Origin of the sequence: Marinobacter guineae, assembly GCF_002744735.1 — a bacterium.
Taxonomy (GTDB): domain Bacteria; phylum Pseudomonadota; class Gammaproteobacteria; order Pseudomonadales; family Oleiphilaceae; genus Marinobacter; species Marinobacter guineae.
In genome coordinates this window covers 1,598,054-1,619,517 of the sequence record NZ_KZ319339.1, presented here as the reverse complement: position 1 = coordinate 1,619,517, position 21,464 = coordinate 1,598,054, and the positions used below count along the sequence as shown (strand labels likewise).

The window sequence follows — 21,464 nt, the reverse complement described above, 5'->3', positions numbered from 1 at the left end:
ATGATCCAGAAACTGCTCGACGCACTCATTGATATCGTTCTGTGGATACCGCGCCAGCTGTACGGCCTGCTGGTCGATGCCGTCGAACTCATGCTCACCTGGATACCGGAAATCGACATTGTGGATCTCCAGGGCCTTTTCGACGGCCTCGGCGGCCAGTTGCTGTACTTCCTCACGATCTTCGAATTCGATTACGGCATCACCGCCATGATGACCGCGCTGATGGCCCGCTTCATCCTCCGCAGAATCCCGTTCATCGGGTAAGGGAGGTCAGAGAAAGCCATGTCCATCGTCGGTTACTCAGGCCTACCAGGATCGGGGAAGAGTTACGGCGTCGTCGAAAACGTCGTGATCCCGTCCCTGGAAGCCGGAAGACACATCATCACCAACATCCCGCTAAAACTGGGCCGCCTCTCGGATGACTACCCGAAAGGCAAAGTCACGATCTTCGACAACAAAGAGGCCGAAGACGACCCCACCTTCTTCGACCTGGAACGCCACCCGGCCGGGGTGATCTGGATCATCGATGAAGCCTGGCGTTTCTGGAAAAGCGGCATGAAGGCCACCAACATCCCGCAATGCCAGAAAGAGTTCTTCACCGAACACCGGCACAACGTAGGGCCTGACGGGCGCACCAACGAAATTGTCCTCGTCACCCAGGACCTCGCTCAGCTCTGTGCCTTCGTGCGTGGCCTGGTGGAAGAAACCTATCGAGCGGTCAAACTCACCGCCATCGGCCAGAAGAACAAATACCGGGTCGATGTCTACATGGGGGCCGCCACCGGCCAGAAGCCCGGCAAACCCATGCGCCAGCTCTACGGCTCCTACAAGCCGGACATCTACCAGTACTACAAGAGCCACACCCGGAACAAAACCGACTTCGCCGCCGGCATGGAAGAGAAAGCCGACGACCGGGCCAACGTCCTCAAACACCCCTTAATCAAGTTCGGCATTCCGCTGGCGATCCTGATCATGGTCGCCGGTGTCTGGAAGGCCGTTGCCTACTTCAGCCCCGAAGAACACACCGACGAAGCAACACGGGCAACCCAACCATCAATACCAGGTACCAATCAGCAACCGGTCAGCGCCACCCAGAACGCCCAGCTGGCCCAACAAACCCGGGCCGCCAGGGCCAGCCTTGAGGGCAGGGCACCACACCAGGTCAGGCACGAAATCGAACCCGGCTGGCTTCCGCTCTCCAACCAATGGCGGATCGTCGGCGAAGTGAACAACGTTTACTGGATCTGGGGCGAAACCGGCACCCGGAAGATCCATTCCAGGAACTGCGCCCGGTTCCTTAAAACCGGGGAACCCTTCTGCGTGATCCAGGGCAAGCTCGTGACCTATTACAGCTTCCGGGAACCTGCGCGGACCGATGATGACCGGCAATCCCGGTCTTCTTACCTGGAGTCAGCACTGCCCCACAAGGAAGGCGACGGCGCGTGAGTGCGAGCGGAGCGACCACCACGCGCCGCGCAGCGGCTTGGAGACGTCCCTGTAACACGTCTCATAGAAAACGACGGTAGTCGATTTTTAACCACTTTGAACCACAGTGAGCCACAGATGAAAATCAAAGACTTCGAACGAATCGATACCACCACCGGAGAAATCGGCAAAGGGGACCTGTTCATCGGTCCCGAAGGCCAGCAGGTGAACCTGAAAAACGTCAACGTCCTCTGGACCGGCACCGACACAGTAAGACAATTGTTCCAGGGCAGACTGAAACCGGAAATCCTTGCTGACATCGCCACCGAATACGAGTCCGGCTACGACGCCACCCTCACCATCCGAAACATCCCGTTCCGGCTCCAGTCCGGCCGACGAGGGGGTTTTAAGTACATTCTCCAGAATCGGGAGTATGGCTTAACGATCCTGCTGCAGAACTTCTACGCCGAAGCGGACACCCAGGGCACGCACGTCAAGATTGAAACGTCCCCCCGATGGCTCTACGAGCGCTCCAGCCAGGAGATTCACGACGAGCTGGCAGAGTGGGGCATGTACTTCCTGAAAGGGATCAAACCCGTTGGCATTGCCCTACACCTGGCCGTCGACTTCCAGGGCTGGGAACCATCCCAGGATCTGCCGCAGCACTTCGTCACCCGCGCCAAAACCGTCAGCGTTCACAACGGCATCAGTGACCTGCACTTCAAAGGCCTGGAAGGCTCCACTGTCAACGGACGAGGCGAAACCTACACCTTCGGCAAGGCCAACAGCCTGCAGGTGTGTCTGTACGACAAGTCCAGGGAAATCGACGTCTCCGACAAACGCGCCTTCATGGAAAGTATCTGGGAATGCGCCAGCAACGAAGAGTGTTTCCCGGACACCTGCTATGACCCTGAAAAGCCCGTCTGGCGTCTGGAAATCCGGTTCCATCACCGGATCGTCAATGAGATCTCCCAGGGCACGCCGAACATGAAGCCCATCTACACCTACATGGATGCGGTACCGCACCTCACCGGTCTCTGGAAGTATGCCCTTCAGAGCAACCGCTACGAGGTCAAACGGGAATGGGTGCATCCCATCTGGACCAAGCTCCGGGAAGACATCGGCTTCGGCTATTCAGCCCCGGATCTGCTGTACAAACGCGCAAAAAAGGAACCCGGTTGCGGCAACGAAAAGAACGTCTCCCTGGCCTTTGGCAATCTCCTGTCCATTTACGCACGCAACCGGTTTAACCCACGCCAGGCCTGGGACTGCCTCAAGAAATCCGGACTATGGGAGGATCTCTGCAACTACTACCGGAGAAGGGAGATCTACGAGAATGAGCTGTTCCAGCTCGTCCAGGATGGGCTCATAAGGCGACGACTGCTGACCAAGGTGGCCGCATGATCAGGAAACTACCGTCGGGACGATGGCAGGTTGATATCCGCCAGGATGGACGCGGTTCCAAGCGCATCAGAAAAAGCTTCGATAGCAAGGCAGAAGCCAAGCGCTATGAACAACACCTGTTGCTTCGGAAATCGGAGGATCAGATCTGGAATCCTTCAAAGGATCGCCGGCGCCTCAAAGATCTTATTCAGCAATGGTACGACGCCCACGGCCACACCCTGAAGGATGGAGAAAAACGAAAACGGAAACTGGATGCGATGGCTGATCGGCTACGCAACCCAAGGGCAACGTCTTTCAAGGTCTCCGATTTCGCCACCTATCGCCGTCTCAGGATGGAAAACGACGGGGTAGGGGAGAACACCTTGAATCACGAACACACTTACCTGAGCGCGGTCTTTAATGAGCTGATCCGACAAGGCGAATGGAAACACGAAAACCCGTTAAAAAAGCTGCGGAAGTACAAACTGGATGAGCAAGAGCTGGCGTTTCTTTCCCAGGAGCAAATAACCCGCCTCTTGGAAGAGTGCAAGGCATCTTCAAATCCCAGCCTTTACCACGTCACCCGACTGGCTCTGGCAACTGGTGCCAGGTGGTCAGAAGCGGAGGGCGTTACCAGGTCAAACTTCACGCCTTACCGGGTAACTTACAACTACACGAAGTCCGGAAAGTCCAGGAGCGTTCCTATCTCGAAGTGGCTCTATGAAGAGTTAACAGAAGAAGTGCCTTTCGTCAGCTGCAGCGCTGCATTCAGAAAAGCTATCGAGAGGGCCGGAATCGATCTCCCGAAAGGTCAGCTAACTCACGTCTGCCGGCACACGTTCGCCAGTCATTTCATTATGAGAGGTGGTGATATTCTTACCCTTCAAAAAATCCTCGGGCACTCCGATATCAAGCTCACCATGAGGTACAGTCATCTTTCGCCACAATTCATGCAGAAAGTTGTTGAGATAAACCCATTGGTGATCAGTTAGGGTTAATAGGTAGTTAAAAACGCGGAGGTGAAAATGAGCACATCAGAAAGTCTTGAGAAGTGGCACCGGAAGTGTGAGGAGGCCCACATTGCGCAAGAGACCTACAACGAAGATCCAACGCCCACCAATTACTCTGCACTTCAGAAAGCTCTTTATGAGCGCGGGCTTATGGAGGAAGAAATGGACTCTGATGCTAGCCATTCACACAGGCCATAATTCTGCGTGGACACTTCGTGGACACCAGAAACAACAAAGCCCGCACAAGGCGGGCTAAGTCATTGAATCTTGGTGCCCGGAGGCGGAATCGAACCACCGACACGGGGATTTTCAATCCCCTGCTCTACCAACTGAGCTATCCGGGCGTGTTGCGCGACTGCTATGCAACGGGGCGCTATTAAACCGGTTTCGATGTTTTGAGTCAAGGCTGAGCCACAAAAATTTCTGAATCTTTTCAGGGTTGCTCAGGCTTTGATCAATCCGGCTTTACTGCTCTGGCGGCACGTAGCCTTCGGCCTTGTCGAAAGGCTCGTTGTTGAAAAAGTGCTGCATTTGCGCCTGCAGGTATTTGCGGGTGTTCGGGTCCATCAGGCTCAGGTGTTTTTCGTTGATGAGCATGGTCTGCTGGGCCTGCCATTCTTCCCAGGCCTGCTTGGATACGTTCTCGAAAATGTCCTGGCCCTTTGCGCCGGGCATGGGCGGGAAATCCAGGCCTTCCAGTTCTTTCTGGTATTTGCGGCAGAAAACGGTACGGCTCATTTTGGCTCCTGTTGGCAAATGGTACTGGCGGTGATGATAACAGATCGTTGCGGCTGAAGGCGCAAGCGGGCCACCTCAAAGCAGGGCGGCTTGCTCAGGCTCTGTGAGCAGCGAGCGAATCGGTGCCGGTAGCCCGAGATTCAGGGCTTCATGGCGGTGCAGCCACTTCAGGTGATCCCTGTCTGCAACGGTGTTGGCTCCGCCAGTTACGCTCAGGCGGGCCGGCTGAATGTGCAGGTGGTAATGGGAGAAGGTGTGCCGGAAGCCGCTGACCAGCTCCGGCTCTCCGCAATCGAGCCCCAGGCTCTGCTCGCAGGCTTCCTGAAGCTCATCGGCCCCATAGGCCGGGTCGATTTCGGGAAGGCTCCATAGGCCACCCCAGATGCCGTTCGGGGGCCGGCGTTCCAGCAGGATGCGTCCTTCGCCGTCTTCCAGGATCACCATCCAGGTGGTCTTTTCCGGTTTGGCCTTCCTGGGTTTGGAGCCCGGGTAGAGAGCAGTTTCGCCCTGGGCAAAGGCGCTGCAGCCGAATTGCAAAGGGCAGCTGTCGCAGGAAGGACGCCTGCGGGTGCACACCATGGCGCCCAGATCCATGATGCCCTGGGTGTAATCACGCACCCGTTGTTCCGGAGTATGTTCCTCGGCCCGTTGCCAGAGTTGGTTTAGCACGGCGGTCTGGCCAGGCCAGCCGGGGATGGCGTGATAGCGGGCCAGCACCCGTTTTACGTTGCCGTCCAGGATGGCGGCGCGAATGCCGAACGCCTGGGCCAGTATCGCGGCTGCGGTTGAGCGACCGATTCCGGCTAAAGACTGCAGTTCTTCCTGGGTTTGGGGAAACTCACCACCGAAGTCATGAACGACCGCTTGTGCGGCTTTTTGCAGGTTCCGGGCCCGGGCGTAATAGCCAAGGCCAGACCAGTGGCTGAGCACGTCGTCTACCGGTGCCCCAGCCAGGGCGTGTACGTCCGGGAAACGTTCCATAAACGCTTCAAAGTAGGGGATAACGGTGGTTACCTGGGTTTGCTGCAACATGATTTCCGAAACCCACACCCGGTAGGCATTCCGGTTGTGGTGCCACGGCAGGTCATGCCTGCCGTGACTGTCGTACCATTGCAGCAGTTTTCCGGCGACGCGGTCGGGCATCAGTTGAACAGGCCCTTGAGTTTGTCGCCAACCTTGTCCTGCAGCTTCTCTTTCACCTTTTCCTCGGCTTTGTCCTTTGCCTCGTCTACTTTTTCATCAACTTTCGCCCTGGCGGCGTTTTTGGCTATGGTCTGCAGGGTATCCCGGAAGCGGGAACCATCGAAGGAGCACAGGCTGGCGGGGTCTTCCGAGAAGTTGCCACGGCACTCCACCGGTATAACCGCATTTTTCACATACTCGGTCACCCGGCAGGCGTTATCCCGGTGAATCTCGCCCACGACGCGAAGCCCAGCCTCGTAATCCAGCAGGCTTTGCTGCATGTCGATGGTGCCTTCGCCTTCGAGCCGCATGCCGGCCAGTGAGGCCAGCAGGTCAGTGTTATTCAGGGTGTTGCCATTGATGTCGAGCGTTCCGCGCATGTCATTGAACGGTGTGCTGGTGCCCCAGTCTGTTGTGGTCAGCTCTTCCTGGTTGGCCAGGGCAATACCCTGGCAGGCCATGCGGGTCAGGTTCAGCCGGCGGAACTCGCCCTCCGCCAGGTTGAAGCTGATCTGGCCATCGGCATTGCGGCGCAGGGCCGAGATGCGGTTACCAGTGGTGGTGGCGTTCACTTTCAGGTTGGCGCCACCGGCAAGCATGGTCACTTCAGCCAGATCGGCGAGCAGGGGCAGAGTCTGCACACTGGTAACGTCTGAACCAATGGTCCACTTCGGGTTGTCGCTCCGGGCATCGATGGTGACGTTGGCGCCGAAGCTGCCTTCGTAGAGCTTGCCGCTGAATTCATCCACTTTCAGGAGTCCACTCTTCGCGGTGGTGCTGGCTTTAATCTCGTTGATGGTCAGGTTGCTGACGACCAGTTGGCCAAGCCCCAGATCAATGTCCAGCAGCAGGCTTCGGAGCGTTTCCAGTGGCAGCAGATCGCTTTCGGGGCCGCCTGCGGTATCTTCTGCAGCTGGCGCCTGCTCTGCTTCACCCTCTGCTTCAGGCGGGAGGTAGCGGTCTGCGTTCAGCTGGTCGCCCTGCAGATCGAACACGATGCCGGTGTCGGCGAGGGTGTAGCTGCCAGAGCCTTGGAAGGTAGTGTCATCCAGCATGAAAGTCAGGTCGGAAAGTTCCACCTTGCCGGCCGGCCCGCCAATTTTGGTGGAGAAGGCAAGTGCTTTCAGTACCTCCGGGTCGCTGGTTTCAACGGCCGGCTGGCCGAGGTTATCCAGCAGTTCCCTGAGGGAGAACTCCGCGATCGTTACTTCACCGCTCAGAGTCGGCTTGTCACCAAATCCGTCAATGCTCAGCGCGGTACTGAGAGACAGGTTGGCAAGGCTGGCAGTGAAGTCGCTCAGGGTTGCGGTTTCGGTTTCGAGGTTTGCCTTGGCAGAACCGCCGAGCTCAGCCGTGACCTCTTTGCCCCCGAATGGTTCGCCCGTCATGTCGAATACGGCTTTCAGGCCGGATACGGCGAATTCGTTTAGCGCCTCATTGGCCGCGAGGCGGGCACTGATACTGCCATCAACTTCAAGAGTCGGCTTGGTGGTGGCTACCCGGAATCCGATCTCTAGCGGGAACTCGGAGCCCAGGGTGATGTTGCTGGCATTGACGGTGAAGTCCTCCAGAGTCACGGTCTGGCCAGTGGCCTTGTCGGTGTAGCTCACCTGGGCGTTGCTGATCTGAACATTTTCCACATTGAAGTTGAGAGGCTCCCCACCGGCTCCCGGGTCTTCCTGCGGCTGCTCATCCTGCGCACCAGGAGGTTGCCCGGCTGCCTCATCCGCAGTCTTCTGGGGCATGACCCGCGTCCAGTTACCCACGCCCTGCTCATCAACCACCAGGCGGGCATCCAGACCGTCGAGCACAAAGGTGTCCACCTGCGGGGACATGGCGATCAGCGACCAGAAATCCACCTGTGCCACCAGTCTGTCCAAGGCAACCAGCCGGTCGCCCTCCAGGTTGGCTTCCACATTGTTCAGCTCCAGGCCGAGGGGAATGAAAGACCAGCCGATGTCACCGTCAAGAATCAGGTCGAGGTTGGACTGCTTCTCAACGGCCTGCTCAATCTGGGGTTTGTAGTCGTTGGGGTCGATCACGGCCATGGCGATGGCAACGGCGGCCACGGCAAGTATGACCAACGCAACGATGGCGATCAGCACATAACGGACGGCTTTCATAATTCAGGCTTCCTTCCTAATGTTGGGAGCTTGCAGGCTTTCGTGACGAATCCTGACGCTAATTGCCTAAAGGATAACGCAGGGTTAACAAATTAACAGCGCGGGAGTATGACAATGCCTTAGTGTTGGGCCAAAATACACGTCCTCAATTTTCCGACTACATTTACACCTATAAACACAAAAAGGAGTTGGCTGTGGCTATAACCGTTTCGATTGAGCTGAACCGGGAGCTTGAAATACCGGGGAGCTACGATGAAGTGTTTGATCTGCTGGCGGATGTGCCACGCTCTGCCAGCCACTTTCCGAAGGTCCACAAACTGACAGACCTTGGCGATAACGCCTACCGCTGGGAGATGGAAAAGGTGGGAGTGGACAAACACGCGATCCAGTCCGTGTATGCCTGCAAATATTACTCGGATAAAGACGCCGGCAAGGTTACCTGGGAGCCGGTTAAAGGTGAGGGCAATGGGGTTGTGAGCGGCTCCTGGACCATCAAGGCCAAGGGCGAAACGGCCACGGCGGTGAAATTCCAGACCAGCGCTGAACTTACCTTGCCGCTGCCCAGCCTGCTGAAACTGGCAATCAGCCCTGTGATCAAACACGAGTTCAACAGCCTCGTGGATACCTACATGAAGAACCTCAAGAAGGCGTTTTAACCGCGCTTTGCTATCGAAGCGATTAAACCGGTTGTGGGACTCAGGCGGACATAAAAGGTATAATCGCCGGATAGATTCTTTCCGGCGTTATGCCGCTCAATTGTCACGGAGTCCCCATGGCCGAACGTAAGGCTCGGGTAGAACGAAATACCCTTGAAACCCAGATCACCGTTGAGATCGACCTCGACGGTACCGGCAAATCCAGCTTTGACACCGGCGTGCCCTTTCTGGAGCACATGATGGACCAGATTGCTCGCCACGGCCTGGTGGATCTGAACATCGTTTCGAAGGGCGACCTGCACATTGATGATCACCACACCGTGGAAGACATCGGTATCACCCTGGGCCAGGCTTTCAAGCAGGCCGTGGGTGACAAAAAAGGCATCCGCCGCTATGGCCACGCCTATGTCCCGCTGGATGAAGCCCTTTCCCGTGTCGTGATTGATCTGTCCGGCCGTCCCGGACTGATGATGGACGTACCTTACACCCGCGGTGCGGTAGGTGGCTTCGATGTGGACCTGTTCGAGGAGTTCTTCCACGGTTTCGTGAACCACTCCATGGTGACCCTGCACATTGACAATCTGAAGGGCAAGAACACCCATCACCAGATAGAAACGGTGTTCAAGGCCTTTGGCCGCGCCCTGCGTATGGCCATCGAAATGGACGAGCGCATGGCGGGTATTACTCCGTCCACCAAAGGTTCATTGTAAACGGGCTCGTTGAAAAAAGGCTCGCTGAAACCGGTCACCCAAGGACACCGCAACAACCATGAAAACCGTTGCCATAATCGACTACGGCATGGGCAACCTTCACTCTGCCAAAAAAGCGGTAGAGCACGTAGCCCCGGACACCACCGTGCTGGTCACCGACAACGCCGACAAAATCCGTGAAGCCGATCGTGTGATTCTCCCCGGCGTTGGCGCCATTCGCGACTGCATGGCAGAAATGCATCGCCTTGGGGTGGTGGATCTGGTCCGTGAGGTCTCTCAGGATCGCCCGTTTCTTGGAATCTGCGTGGGCATGCAGGCCCTTATGTCCCGCAGTGAGGAAAACGGCGGCGTTGACTGCATTGGCCTGTTCCCTTCAGAGGTACGTTATTTTGGCGATCACCTCACCGAAAACGGTGAACGCCTGAAAGTACCCCACATGGGCTGGAACCAGGTGCATCAAACCATTGATCACCCTCTGTGGCACAACATTCCTGATGCTGACCGCTTCTACTTCGTGCACAGCTTTTACGCTGAGGCCGAGGGTAATGCCGATATGGCCGGCCGCACGCATTATGGTGTAGACCTTGCCGCCGCCGTAGCGAGAGACAACATATTTGCAGTGCAGTTCCACCCGGAGAAAAGTGCCCGGGCGGGGCTGCAGTTACTGAAGAATTTTACTGATTGGACCGGAAAATGCTGATAATCCCCGCCATTGATTTGAAAGACGGCAAATGCGTGCGCCTGCGCCAGGGCCGGATGGACGACTCCACCGTATTCGGTGACGACCCGGTTGATATGGCCACCCGCTGGGTGGAAGCTGGCGCCCGTCGCCTGCATCTGGTTGACTTGAATGGCGCCTTTGCAGGAGAGCCGGTGAACGGCGAAATCGTTCAGGCTATCGCCCGTAAATACCCGGATCTGCCAATTCAGATCGGCGGTGGCATCCGCTCGGCGGAAACCATCGAAGCCTATCTGAAGGCCGGCGTGCAGTGGGTCATCATCGGCACCAAGGCTGTAAAAGAGCCTGAGTTTGTGACCGAGATGTGCAAGAAATTCCCGGGCCACATCATCGTTGGCCTGGACGCCAAAGACGGCCGCGTAGCCACCGATGGCTGGGCGGAAGTCTCGGAAGTTATGGCCACCGACCTGGCGAAGCGGTTTGCGAATGACGGCGTGGACGCCATTGTCTACACAGACATCAGCCGCGATGGCATGATGCAGGGTGTCAACGTGGAAGCCACAGCGGCACTGGCGGAAGAGGGTGGAATTCCCGTTATCGCGTCCGGCGGAGTCACCAATATGGACGACCTCAAACGCCTCGCCACCGTGGCAGACAAGGGTATCCTGGGCGCCATCACCGGCCGTGCCATCTACGAAGGCACACTGGATGTCGCTGAAGCCCAGGCCTTCTGTGACAGCCTGAAGGGGTAAGACGAATTATGGCTCTGGCGAAACGCATTATTCCCTGTCTGGACGTCGACAAAGGCCGCGTTGTAAAAGGCGTTAACTTCGTGGATATCCGCGATGCTGGCGATCCGGTGGAAGTGGCCCGCCGCTACAACGAGCAAGGCGCAGATGAAATCACCTTTCTCGATATAACGGCCAGCCACGAGAGCCGTGATACCACCTACGAAACTGTCGAACGGATGGCAGCGGAAGTGTTTATCCCGCTCACCGTGGGCGGCGGCGTGCGTACGGTGGACGATATCCGGAAGCTTTTAAATGCTGGTGCAGATAAGGTCTCGATCAACACCGCAGCGGTATTTAACCCGGAGTTTGTGCGGGAAGCGGCGGAGCGTTTTGGCAGTCAGTGCATCGTAGTGGCCATTGATGCAAAGCGGGTCAGTGAGGAAAGCGAGGAGCCGCGCTGGGAGATTTTCACCCACGGTGGCCGTAAGCCGACCGGGTTGGACGCCGTTGAGTGGGCCCGTAAAATGGTGGAGATGGGCGCCGGGGAACTGCTGCTGACCAGCATGGATCGGGATGGTACCAAGGTCGGATTCGATCTGGGCCTGACCAGGGCCATCAGCGATGCGGTGATTGTGCCGGTGATCGCCTCGGGCGGTGTCGGCGAGCTGCAGCATCTGGCGGATGGAGTGACCCAGGGTGGTGCCGATGCGGTGCTGGCGGCTTCGATTTTTCATTTTGGCCAGCACACTATTCCTGAGGCCAAGGCTTTTTTGAAAGCTCAGGGCATTGAAATCAGGGATTAATCTTTCTTCGCAAAAGCAGGCCGAATGGTCTGCTTTTCACCCTCTGCAAACATCTCCCGGTTGCTGTTGCGCATGGCCCACAGGCCGCTCACGGTAGCGATGGCAATGCCCTGTGCGTCCAGTTTTGGAAGGTGCTTCTCCAGATAGTCCACCGTGACTTTATGTGGATGGCCAATCCCGACGGCGCTGCCGTTTTCCCGCGCGCGCTCAATGAGCAGTTTGAACTGGCGGTCAACATACTCCTCGGTTTGTTCGTGGTCGAGAAACACGTCCCGGGTCATGGTGGGAATCCTGTAAGCGGCAGCCACGTCACCGGCAACTGATGAAGCTATGGTGCGGCTGTCCACAAAATAGACCGGATAGCGAAACAGCTCCTTCATTACCCAGTCCATGGGCTGGAGCTGCTGGGTCAGCAGGCTGCCCATATGATTATTCACACCCTGTACGTGAGGAATTGACTGGAGGGCCCGCCGGAGTGTCGTTGCCATGCTCTGCTCGTCCATATCCGGTGTCAGCCCGCCGGGGCCAAGCCCGAAGTTTCGCGTGTTGGCCATCGGGGCGTGCAGCATGATTTCCTTGTTTTGCCGGTAGGCAAGCCTGGCAAGGGTATTGGTGTGCCTGCGGTAGGGCAGGAAGGCAAGGGTCAGCGGCTGATCAAGGTTGGCCAGGCGCTTGCCCTCGTGAAGGCTGTGTCCCATGTCATCAATAATGATGGCAATGGTCGGAGGCAGCGCCTGTTTTGCTGGCTCGGCTGCCGCCAGGGTGGCTGCAAACGAGAGGACAAGCGCCAGCAGGGAACGTACTGCGTTCACTGACTGCTTCCTTCTGCCTGGCCTTTATCTTGCGGATTCAGAATCCGGATGCCCTTGAGCAGGTTAAGAGCTGAGCGCAGCTGATAATCCCTGTCTGCCAGGGACGCGGCCTCGTCTTCGGCCTGGGAGTCACTGCCGTTCTTCGGCTGCTGATTCTCGTTTTTGCCTTGGAGGTGTCCGCTGAGGTCTGCCTCGGTGAAGAATGGTTTGCTGTCCAGTTCCTTCAGCTCTGCCGGGCGCACTTCAATATCCGGTTCGATGCCGGTAGCCTGGATAGAGCGGCCATCCGGCGTATAGTAGCGCGCAGTGGTCATTTTGATGGCGTGGGTCTCATCCAGCGGGATGACCGTCTGAACGCTGCCCTTGCCAAAAGATTTGGTGCCCATGATCACGGCGCGTTCATGGTCCTGCAGGGCGCCGGCCAGGATTTCGGAGGCGGAGGCAGAGCCGCCGTTAATCAGTACCACAATCGGGGTGCCTTCCATGACGTCGCCGGCACTGGCACTGAAACGCAGGCGCGAACTCTGGATGCGGCCTTCGGTATAGACAATCAGCCCGTCATCCAGCACCACATCCGCAGTTTCCACGGCCGCCTGGAGAACACCCCCTGGATTATTCCGGAGATCAATGATCAGGCCATCCAGATCACTGCCCAGTTCGTCTTCAAGTTTGCTGAGGGCGTCTCTGAACTGCGAGCCGGTATCGGCCTGGAACTGGGTAATCCGGACATATCCGTAACCGTTTTCCAGCATCCGTGATTTCACGCTGGTGACCTTGATAATGTCCCGCTCGACTTTGATTTCAATGGGGCCGGTTTCACCCTCACGCATGATGGTCAGGGTGAGAATGCTGCCCGGCTTGCCCCGCATCAGCTGTACGGCTTCTTCCAGGCTCATGCCTTTCACTGGCTTGTCATCGAGCTTGATAATCAGGTCCCCTGCTTCGACCCCAGCTTTGTCCGCGGGAGTGTCATCAATGGGCGCGATTACTTTAACAAAGCCATTCTCCATGCCCACTTCAATGCCGAGCCCGCCAAACTCTCCGGAGGTACTTTCTTCCAGGTCCTCGTAATCCTTGGGGGCGAGATAGGTGGAGTGGGGGTCCAGATCTGACAGCATGCCCTTGATGGCGCTTTCAAGCAGCTGTCGATCATCCACTTCCTCGACATAGGCGTCTTTTATTCGACTGAACACCTCGGTAAATTTTCGGAGATCTTCCAGGGGCAGTTGTTTTTCCGGGTCAGGGAGGCGGATTTCGACCCGCTCGCCATTCTGGATGCCCTCCAGTAGCTGTTCGGTAGCGGTGTCTTCGTCCTGGGCCCAGGCCAGACCGGATGCGGTGGCGAAACAGGTAGCGAGTGCAATGCTGCGTAATGGAAAGGCATGGAGTGTATTTCGGACCCGTTTCATTCACATATCCCGTTTTTATTCCGATAGTTGGACTGGTTTTCCTGACTCCGGACAGTATGGCGTTACCCGGGGCGTTTGTCAGCCCTCCCGAAGCCAGTCAGTTTGCCAGCCACCGGCCCGGATTGTCGGGTTTGCCGTTGTGCCGAACCTCAAAATACAGCGCCGGGGAATCCGTGCCGCCCGTGCGGCCGGCCAGGGCGATGGGTTCGCCGGCTGCCACCCAGTCTCCGGGGTTGGTAAACAGGCTGCTGCTATGACCATAGAGTGTCATGTAGCCGTCGCCGTGATCAATAATCGTGATCAGGCCGAAGCCGCGGAGCCAATTGGCAAAGACCACCCGGCCATAATGAATTGCGCGTATTTGCGCTTCTTCTTCGGTGCGGATAAGAAGGCCGTTGCGCCGCAATTTGCCATCGGCGTAGCTGTCTCCGTAGCCGCTGAGAACCTTCCCCTGTGCAGGCCAGGGTAGCTTGTCCCGCAGTGAAGCGAAGGGCCGGGATTCATTGGGCGAGGGAATGTTATTGATCGCCTGCTGGACTTCCTCAAGCAGTTTTTCCAACCGTTTTCGGTCGGATGCCAGCTCCTCCCGTTCGCTGAGCCGATTCTTGATATCGGCATTGAGCGATGCGAGGGTCTGCTGCCGCTGTTTTCTGGATGCCGCCAATTCCTGCTGACGCCTGGCGACGTTTTCTTCCGTTTGGGCCAGTTCCACCCGCGTTGACTGTGCTGCGGCTCGGGTGTCTTTGAGTTCCTGCAGGCTTTGCCTGAACGACTCAAGGCGGGTAACTGTATCCTTGCTCAGATACTCGTAGTAAGTCATGGTCCGGGCGATTCTGTCTGGATCGATCTCATTCAGGAGGACCTTTACCGCCGGCGCGTCGCCCTCCATCCAGGCAGCCCGGATCTGTTTCTTCAGGCTCTCCCGTTGCCGGTCCAGCGTGCGGGTGAGCTCCTGCTCTTCTTTTTGCAGTTCCTTGAGTCGCTGTTGCTGCTGTTCTACCTGCTGGCGCAGGGAGCGGCGCTCCCGGGTAAGGCGGCTGATGGTGCGTTCAGTCGCAGCAAGCTGCCGCTCCAGGGCGGAGCGGTCTTCCTCGGCATCGGCCAGCCAGTCATCGATGTCCTCAATACGTTCCTTGAGTTCTTCGATCTGAGCCGGGGTGACCTCTTGCTGGGAGAGCACCGGCGCTGCACCCAGGGCAAGGGTGAGCGCCAGGATAGTGGAAAGTCGCAAGGGTTGGGTCCGCGCGGGGATCAACCGATCTCAACCAGGCTGTGCCCGGTCATTTCCTTCGGCGGCTCCAGCCCCATCAGTGTCAGCAGCGAAGGTGCAACGTCACTCAGGCTACCGTCGTTATTCAGCGTAATCTTGCGGTGGCCGGTGTAAACCAGAGGTACCGGGCCAATGGTGTGCGCGGTATGGACCTGGCCGGAATTCGGATCAGTCATCTGCTCGCAATTGCCATGGTCGGCAGTAATCAGGGCTTCGCCGCCTACTTCATCCAGAGCTTCAACCACCCGCTTTACGCACTCATCAAGACACTCGGCGGCCTTGATGGCAGCGTCCAGCTTGCCGGTATGACCAACCATGTCGCCGTTGGCGTAATTGCAGACAATCAGGTCGTATTTTCCGCTCTTGATGGCCTCCACCAGTTTGTCGGTCACTTCCGGCGCGCTCATCTCCGGTTGCAGGTCGTAGGTGGCAACCTTGGGAGAGGGCACCAGAATCCGGTCTTCGCCCTCGAACGGCGTTTCCATGCCGCCATTAAAGAAGAAGGTAACGTGGGCGTATTTCTCGGTTTCCGCAATCCGGAGCTGGGTCTTGCCCTGATTGGCCACGTATTCGCCAAGACCGTTGGTCAGCTGCTCCGGCGGGTAGGCGCAGGAGGCAGGGATGTCCGCCGCATACTCGGTCAGCATCACGAAATCGGCGAGCTCAGGGTGTTTGCGACGCTCAAAGCCGTCGAAGTCTTTATCCACAAAAGTGCGGGTCATTTCCCGGGCGCGATCGGCGCGGAAGTTCATGAACAGAACCGTGTCGCCGTCATTGATGGTGCCTTCCGGCTCTCCCGGTGCACGAATACGGGTAGGCATCACGAATTCGTCGTTCTCGCCACGCTCGTAGGCCTGTTCCAGGCCGGAAACGGGGTCGGCTGCGGTGAACTCTGCGGTGCCCTGGGTCATCAGGTTGTAGGCTGCTTCAATGCGATCCCAGCGATTGTCGCGATCCATGGCGTAGTAGCGGCCAACGATGGACGCAACACGGCCAACGCCGAGATGCTTCAACCTGGCTGCCGCTTTTTCCAGGGAGGCCTTGGCACTGCGAGGCGGCATGTCCCTGCCATCCAGGAAGGCATGTATGTAAACTTCCTTCGCGCCACGTGCGGCGGCCAGTTCGGCAGCGGCCAGAATATGATCTTCATGGCTATGCACACCACCCGGAGACATCAGCCCCATCAGGTGCACAGCGCGACCACTCTGAACGGCCTTATCGATCGCCGAGCACAGCACTTCGTTGCTCTGGAATGTGCCTTCTTCCAGATCCTTGTCGATCCGGGTGAGGCTCTGATAGACCACGCGCCCTGCGCCGAGGTTCATGTGGCCGACTTCCGAGTTACCCATCTGCCCCTTAGGCAGCCCAACAAACATGCCTGAGGTGTTGATCAGGGTCTTTGGCTGATTTTGCCAGAGCTTGTCCCAGAACGGGGTATTGGCGTTGCTGATGGCGTTGTCTTCAGCCGGGTCGCGGTGGCCCCAGCCGTCCAGGATAATCAGTGCAGTCGGCTTGCGCATTGCGGTCATCATTCGGTCCGGAAGTAAAATGTTAGTAAGTTTACTAAAACGAAAATGGAGTTTATCTATTTTCGCATTTACTGGCCAGTTTCGTCACCTTCTGTCCGGGGAGCAGCCTGTGTATAATCTCGCCAAACTCATTATCAGGGTAAATTCATGGACCGGTTGTTTGAATTTGTCGTTAATCACTACATTCTTGTGTCGCTGTTTGTGGCATTTCTGGTCGCGATTCTTTTTCTGGAGTCCCGCCGCGGCGGTGCCAAGATCTCGGCCCAGGGGGCAGTCAACCTCATCAACAAGGATGAGGCCATTGTAGTGGACATCCGGGATCGGAAGGAATTCGGTGAAGGTCGCATTACCGGTTCCATCAATATTCCGCTGAACAGCCTCAAGAGCCGGGTTGCCGAGCTGAACAAGTTCAAGGACAAGCAGATTATCGTTGCTGACAAGATGGGCCAGCATTCAGCGATGGCAGTCAAGCAGCTGAACGCCGAAGGCTTCAGTAATGTTGTGCGCCTTAACGGTGGGGTTTCTGACTGGAGAGCCAGTAATCTTCCGCTGGTGAAGAAATAAGGCGGCTCTTGATCTGAAGATCAATCTGCCGCACTGTTTCACATAAGCTGGAGTAGCGTCGACGTAAACTGTTCCGGCAGCAAACTCCATAGCATTCCATAACAACGGGCCCTGGGCCCATGATCGAGAACGAAAGGACTGAACATGGCTGAGAATGAGCAAGCCGCAGCAGGCAGTGACAACCAGAATCAACCCCAGTTTGCCCTTCAGCGCATCTATGTGAAGGACCTGTCTTTTGAATCACCCAATTCACCGGTGGTGTTTCAGGAGCAGTGGAAGCCGCAGGTGAATCTGGACCTGAATACGTCCCACAACAAGGTCAGCGACAACCAGTACGAGGTTGTGCTTTCGCTGACAGTAACTGCCAAAGTGGGTGAAAAGGTTGCCTACATCGTTGAGATCCAGCAGGGCGGTGTATTCCTGGTTCAGGGTATTGAAGGCCAGCAGCTGGGCCAGATGCTGGGCGCCTACTGCCCGACTATCCTGTTCCCATATGCCCGCGAAGCAATCGACGGTATCGTTAACAAGGGCAGCTTCCCGGCTCTTATGCTGGCGCCGGTGAATTTTGATGCCATCTACGCCCAGGCTCTGAAGCGCAAGCAGGAAGAAGCTGCAGGTGAGGCGAAGGAAGAGCCGCAGACTCACTGAGGCTGATTCTTTTCGATATAAAAAAACCGGCTCAGGCCGGTTTTTTTATATCGCCCCGCTGAAGCCCAACTGTCGCCAGGCTTCATAAACCACCAGGGCTGCGGTATTGGAAAGGTTGAGGCTTCGGCTTTCCGGGCGCATCGGGACCCTGAGGCGATGTTCGGGGGCCAGGGATTCACGAATTTCACCAGGCAGGCCCCGGGTTTCCGGCCCGAACATCAGGAAGTCACCCTCCTGATAGGTCATCTCATGGTAATGCCGGCTACCCTTGGTGGTCAGCCCGAACAGGCGTTCAGGCTGCTCGCTGTCCAGGAAGCTCTGGTAGTCCTTGTGGACCTTTACCCGTGCATACTCACTGTAATCCAGCCCGGCCCGCCGCATCTGCTTGTCTTCCAGGCTAAAGCCCAGAGGTTCGATCAGATGCAGCTGGCAGCCGGTGTTGGCGCACAGCCGGATGATATTGCCAGTGTTAGGCGGTATCTCCGGCTCGTACAGCACCAGGTTGAGCATACGGCCTAGCGCTCGACGGCCAGGGCGACACCCATGCCGCCGCCGATGCACAGGGTGGCGAGGCCCTTGTGGACATCCCGACGCACCATCTCATGAAGCAGGGAGACCAGTATGCGGCAGCCCGAGGCGCCGATCGGGTGGCCCAGGGCAATGGCGCCACCGTTGACGTTCACCTTGCCAGTATCCCAGCCCAGGTCCCGGTTAACCGAAATGGCCTGGGCGGCAAAGGCTTCGTTGGCTTCCACCAAATCAAGGTCGTCAACACTCCAGCCGGCCAGCTTCAGGCAACGCTGGCTGGCCGGAATCGGGCCGGTACCCATGATGCTGGGATCCACGCCGGCGTTGGCGTGCGCACGGATGGTGGCCAGAGGGGTCAGTCCCAGTTCCTTGGCCTTGTCGGCGCTGCATACCAGAACAGCAGCGGCACCGTCGTTCAGTGAGGATGCGTTGCCGGCCGTGACCGTGCCGTCTTTCTTGAACGCAGGGCGCAGTTTTCCAAGACCCTCGGCGGAAACGCCGCCGCGGGGGCCTTCGTCCTGGTCAACCACAATCGGGTCACCCTTGCGCTGGGGAATGGAGACCGGGACAATCTGACCATCGAAATAACCGGCTTCGCGGGCGGCGACGGCTTTTTGCTGGGAAGCCGCAGCGAACTCGTCCTGCTCTTCACGGCTGACACCATACCTTTCCACAATGTTCTCAGCGGTAACGCCCATGTGGTAATCATTGAACGCATCCCAGAGGCCATCGTTGATCATGGTGTCAACCATGGACCAGTTGCCCATCCGCTGGCCATTGCGACTGTTGGGCAATACGTGCGGGGACTGGCTCATGCTTTCCTGGCCGCCGGCGATCATCATCTCGGCATCACCACAGCGAATGGCCTGAACCGCCATGTGGACCGCCTTCAGGCCGGAGCCGCACACCTTGTTGATGGTCATGGCGGGCACCGATGCCGGAATGCCGGCGTTGATGGCGGACTGGCGAGCCGGATTCTGGCCGCAGCCGGCCGTCAGGACCTGGCCAAGAACCACTTCGTTGATCTGATCGCCAGCGACACCGGTTTCTTCCAGAAGGGCCTTGATGACGGCGGTACCGAGCTGGTCTGCGCGCAGGCTGGAAAGACCTCCGCCAAAGATTCCGATAGCTGTACGGCGGGCGGCAACAATAACGACATCACGCATGGAAATTCTCCGGATCAGAGGCGCACGAAAGTGTAAGCCCTCGTGCAGGCAGAATTGAACACTGCTGGCATTGTATCCGGAAAGCGGCGGTTGGCCAAAGCTGTCGCGCGGGTAAGCCGGGTGACGCTCTACATATTCAGGCTGCGACCGCCATCGACGGCGACAATCTGTCCGGTAATGAACGGGGCGTCGCAGATCAGGAAAGCGATGGTCTCGGCGATATCTTCCGGGTTGCCGGTACGGGCGAGTGGGGTCTTGTCGAGAATGGCCTGCCGGGAATCCTTGTCTGTTTCACCGTTACCCTCCGGCCAGAGAATGGCCCCCGGCGAAACGCCGTTCACCCGCACATCCGGTGCCAGGTCTTTCGCCCAGGAGCGGGTCAGGGCGGCCAGGCCAGCCTTGCTGGCGCAGTAAAGTGGGTGGTCGGCAAGAGGTCTCTCACTGTAGATATCGATCATATTGACCACGCTGCCACCGTTTTCCCGCAGCGCCGGAAGGCAGGCCTTAAGGAGAAAGAAGGGGGCCCGGAGATTCGTGTTCAGAACCGTGTTCCAGCCCTCCTCGGTAGCTGCCTCGGTCGGGTTGGGGTAGAACACCGAGGCATTGTTGACCAGTGCATCCAGCCGGTTCCAGCGGGCAATGGTTTCGTTTGCCAGCCGTTCCACATCGGCAGTCAGGCTGAGGTCTGCCTGAACAGAGTGAGCGGAATTCGGGCGCTTCCGGTTGAGGTTCTCAACCAGTGCCCGTGCCTGACCTTCCCGGCTCCGGTAATGAATCACCAGGTTCCAGCCCCGTTGATGAAGTGTCTTCGCCGTCTGTGCGCCCAGGCGGTGGGCAGAGCCGGTGATCAGTGCAACGGGAACAGTGACTGTCATGGCAATTCCTCAATGATCGGCTTGGGTTACGGCGTCGACAATACGTTTCAGGCGTTCGTTGCGGATGGCGTCCCCAAGTGCTTTGCCTTTATAGCCACGGGCAAGAAGGGTTTTGGGATCGACGCCGGTTGCTGCCTGCGAGGCTGTTCGAAGCAGTTTCAGTTTGTCTTGGTCATCCGGAGCGGCGCACCGGATAACGCTTAGCAGCTGTGTGAAACGCCCCGGGCGGCGCCAGAGATCCGCCTGGTCGAGCAGGTCCAGCAATGCTTCGGCATCGGGATTTTTTGGGTCCATTTCCCGGAGTTGGGGAATAAATGCCGTGGCCAGGCGCGCGAGACTCTGGCAGTCATTGGGCGCCTTCAGAGCCTTCGCGCGAACGATGGCGGCGTTCGCCTCCAGAGGCGAGAGCAGGGCGGCGAAGCGTTCTTCTGTGCTGGCGTCAGGCTCATCATGGATGCAACGAAGTGACCCCATTGCCGAACGGAAAACTCCCGCCGAATCGAGTTCCGGAATCAGCACGGCAAGTGCGCCACTTTCCCTAAGGGTCTCGAAAAATCCGTCCGGGGCTTGCTCATGCAATGCCCGCTGTAGTTCCTGCCAGACCCGTTCAGGTACCAGGTAGTCGACTTCACCCTCGTCCACCATCTTGCGCATCAAAGCCATGGTCTGATCGCATACAGTGAATCCAAGAGGTCGGAATCGGGCTGCAAACCGGGCTGTACGCAGGATTCGTAACGGGTCTTCGGCAAAGGCTTCGGACACGTGACGAAGCTTTCTGTCATTTATATCCGTCTGGCCGTGGAAGGGGTCCACCAGAGAACCGTCTTCGGTTTTTGCCATGGCATTGATGGTCAGATCCCGGCGTTGGAGGTCCTCCTCCAGGGTGACATCTGGTGCGCTGTATACGGTAAAGCCATGGTAGCCGCGCCCCTGTTTTCGCTCCGTGCGGGCCAGCGCATACTCCTCCCGGGTTCCAGGGTGCAGGAACACGGGAAAGTCCGCGCCGACCTGTTTGAAGCCTTTGGCGAGCATGTCCTCTGGAGTTGCGCCTACCACGACCCAGTCCCGGTCTTTCACCTCAAGACCGAGTAATTCATCGCGAACGGCACCGCCAACCAGATAGGTTTGCATGGAATGTCTGATTCCTTTCGGGGAGTGATTCCGGGGATTATCCGGTTCCGGGGCAGCGCAGGCAAACCTGTGGCGGATTGGCTAATAAAAAA

23 protein-coding genes and 1 tRNA gene are annotated in these 21,464 nt (G+C 57.7%); 12 read left to right on the top strand and 12 right to left on the bottom strand.

Annotation, left to right across the window (positions count from 1 at the left end; all coding sequences use genetic code 11):
• From CLH62_RS07560 to CLH62_RS07540, 5 genes are all read left to right on the top strand, one after another.
• Entirely contained in the window at positions 1-264 is a 264-nt protein-coding gene (locus CLH62_RS07560) for a DUF2523 family protein (RefSeq protein ID WP_099617476.1), read from the top strand.
• 18 nt (positions 265-282) lie between these two features.
• Positions 283-1,446 carry a zonular occludens toxin domain-containing protein gene (locus tag CLH62_RS07555; RefSeq protein WP_099617475.1) on the top strand — a complete coding sequence of 388 codons (1,164 nt, stop codon included), beginning with the start codon at positions 283-285 and terminating at the stop codon, positions 1,444-1,446.
• Positions 1,447-1,563: 117 nt separating this feature from the next.
• Positions 1,564-2,829: a hypothetical protein gene (locus CLH62_RS07550; protein ID WP_099617474.1), complete on the top strand. Its 1,266-nt coding sequence runs from the start codon at positions 1,564-1,566 to the stop codon at positions 2,827-2,829.
• On the top strand, positions 2,826-3,800 hold the full coding sequence (locus CLH62_RS07545; protein WP_099617473.1) for a phage integrase: 975 nt from the start codon (positions 2,826-2,828) through the stop codon (positions 3,798-3,800). Before CLH62_RS07550 ends, CLH62_RS07545 begins: the two co-directional genes overlap by 4 nt.
• Before the next feature lie 33 nt (positions 3,801-3,833).
• Positions 3,834-4,016 carry a hypothetical protein gene (locus CLH62_RS07540; RefSeq protein WP_099617472.1) on the top strand — a complete coding sequence of 61 codons (183 nt, stop codon included), beginning with the start codon at positions 3,834-3,836 and terminating at the stop codon, positions 4,014-4,016.
• A gap of 70 nt (positions 4,017-4,086) precedes the next feature.
• On the opposite strand, the gene CLH62_RS07535 is transcribed toward CLH62_RS07540, so the two are convergent.
• The 4 genes from CLH62_RS07535 to CLH62_RS07520 all read right to left on the bottom strand — a co-directional run bounded on the left by CLH62_RS07535 (position 4,087) and on the right by CLH62_RS07520 (position 7,861).
• Positions 4,087-4,162, bottom strand: a tRNA-Phe gene (locus CLH62_RS07535).
• 121 nt (positions 4,163-4,283) lie between these two features.
• Entirely contained in the window at positions 4,284-4,556 is a 273-nt protein-coding gene (locus tag CLH62_RS07530; RefSeq protein WP_099617471.1) for an oxidative damage protection protein, read from the bottom strand.
• A 75-nt stretch (positions 4,557-4,631) separates the two neighbouring features.
• Positions 4,632-5,699, bottom strand: coding sequence for an A/G-specific adenine glycosylase (gene mutY / locus CLH62_RS07525; protein WP_099617470.1), 1,068 nt, complete (start codon positions 5,697-5,699; stop codon positions 4,632-4,634).
• Complete coding sequence (locus tag CLH62_RS07520) at positions 5,699-7,861, bottom strand: AsmA family protein (protein WP_099617469.1); 2,163 nt, start codon at positions 7,859-7,861, stop codon at positions 5,699-5,701. Before CLH62_RS07520 ends, mutY begins: the two co-directional genes overlap by 1 nt.
• 194 nt (positions 7,862-8,055) lie before the next feature.
• Between CLH62_RS07520 and CLH62_RS07515 the strand changes: the two genes are divergently transcribed.
• The 5 genes from CLH62_RS07515 (at position 8,056) to hisF (ending at position 11,440) form a co-directional block, all read left to right on the top strand.
• Complete coding sequence (locus CLH62_RS07515) at positions 8,056-8,517, top strand: SRPBCC family protein (protein ID WP_099617468.1); 462 nt, start codon at positions 8,056-8,058, stop codon at positions 8,515-8,517.
• A gap of 116 nt (positions 8,518-8,633) precedes the next feature.
• A complete protein-coding gene (gene hisB / locus CLH62_RS07510) occupies positions 8,634-9,227 on the top strand; it encodes an imidazoleglycerol-phosphate dehydratase HisB (protein WP_007153401.1) in 594 nt (197 codons plus the stop codon).
• A 58-nt stretch (positions 9,228-9,285) separates the two neighbouring features.
• On the top strand, positions 9,286-9,927 hold the full coding sequence (gene hisH / locus CLH62_RS07505; RefSeq protein ID WP_099617467.1) for an imidazole glycerol phosphate synthase subunit HisH: 642 nt from the start codon (positions 9,286-9,288) through the stop codon (positions 9,925-9,927).
• Positions 9,921-10,658: a 1-(5-phosphoribosyl)-5-[(5-phosphoribosylamino)methylideneamino]imidazole-4-carboxamide isomerase gene (gene hisA, locus CLH62_RS07500; RefSeq protein WP_064227531.1), complete on the top strand. Its 738-nt coding sequence runs from the start codon at positions 9,921-9,923 to the stop codon at positions 10,656-10,658. The genes hisH and hisA overlap by 7 nt, the downstream gene beginning before the upstream one ends.
• Before the next feature lie 8 nt (positions 10,659-10,666).
• Complete coding sequence (gene hisF / locus CLH62_RS07495) at positions 10,667-11,440, top strand: imidazole glycerol phosphate synthase subunit HisF (RefSeq protein WP_099617466.1); 774 nt, start codon at positions 10,667-10,669, stop codon at positions 11,438-11,440.
• Here the strand turns inward: hisF and CLH62_RS07490 are convergent.
• The 4 genes from CLH62_RS07490 to gpmM form a co-directional block, all read right to left on the bottom strand.
• Positions 11,437-12,252, bottom strand: coding sequence for a divergent polysaccharide deacetylase family protein (locus tag CLH62_RS07490; RefSeq protein ID WP_099617465.1), 816 nt, complete (start codon positions 12,250-12,252; stop codon positions 11,437-11,439). The two genes, hisF and CLH62_RS07490, sit on opposite strands and share 4 nt — an antisense overlap.
• Positions 12,249-13,661, bottom strand: coding sequence for a S41 family peptidase (locus CLH62_RS07485; RefSeq protein ID WP_099617464.1), 1,413 nt, complete (start codon positions 13,659-13,661; stop codon positions 12,249-12,251). The genes CLH62_RS07490 and CLH62_RS07485 overlap by 4 nt, the downstream gene beginning before the upstream one ends.
• 97 nt (positions 13,662-13,758) lie before the next feature.
• Complete coding sequence (locus CLH62_RS07480; RefSeq protein WP_099617657.1) at positions 13,759-14,892, bottom strand: murein hydrolase activator EnvC family protein; 1,134 nt, start codon at positions 14,890-14,892, stop codon at positions 13,759-13,761.
• Between the two features lie 20 nt (positions 14,893-14,912).
• The gene (gene gpmM, locus CLH62_RS07475) at positions 14,913-16,460 is read right to left on the bottom strand and encodes a 2,3-bisphosphoglycerate-independent phosphoglycerate mutase (RefSeq protein WP_099617463.1); all 1,548 of its coding nucleotides are present in this window, start codon (positions 16,458-16,460) and stop codon (positions 14,913-14,915) included.
• A gap of 147 nt (positions 16,461-16,607) precedes the next feature.
• On the opposite strand from gpmM, the gene CLH62_RS07470 reads away from it, so the two are divergent.
• Positions 16,608-17,024: a rhodanese-like domain-containing protein gene (locus CLH62_RS07470; RefSeq protein WP_099617462.1), complete on the top strand. Its 417-nt coding sequence runs from the start codon at positions 16,608-16,610 to the stop codon at positions 17,022-17,024.
• Between the two features lie 144 nt (positions 17,025-17,168).
• Entirely contained in the window at positions 17,169-17,672 is a 504-nt protein-coding gene (gene secB, locus CLH62_RS07465) for a protein-export chaperone SecB (protein ID WP_099617461.1), read from the top strand.
• A gap of 45 nt (positions 17,673-17,717) precedes the next feature.
• Here the strand turns inward: secB and trmL are convergent, their stop codons facing one another.
• The 4 genes from trmL to CLH62_RS07445 form a co-directional block, all read right to left on the bottom strand.
• Complete coding sequence (trmL, locus tag CLH62_RS07460) at positions 17,718-18,182, bottom strand: tRNA (uridine(34)/cytosine(34)/5-carboxymethylaminomethyluridine(34)-2'-O)-methyltransferase TrmL (RefSeq protein WP_099617460.1); 465 nt, start codon at positions 18,180-18,182, stop codon at positions 17,718-17,720.
• Positions 18,183-18,187: 5 nt separating this feature from the next.
• Positions 18,188-19,366, bottom strand: coding sequence for an acetyl-CoA C-acetyltransferase (locus CLH62_RS07455; RefSeq protein ID WP_099617459.1), 1,179 nt, complete (start codon positions 19,364-19,366; stop codon positions 18,188-18,190).
• 128 nt (positions 19,367-19,494) lie between these two features.
• A complete protein-coding gene (locus CLH62_RS07450; RefSeq protein ID WP_099617458.1) occupies positions 19,495-20,241 on the bottom strand; it encodes a pteridine reductase in 747 nt (248 codons plus the stop codon).
• Positions 20,242-20,250: 9 nt separating this feature from the next.
• Entirely contained in the window at positions 20,251-21,372 is a 1,122-nt protein-coding gene (locus CLH62_RS07445; RefSeq protein ID WP_099617457.1) for a tRNA nucleotidyltransferase/poly(A) polymerase-related protein, read from the bottom strand.
• Between the last annotated feature and the right edge of the window lie 92 nt (positions 21,373-21,464).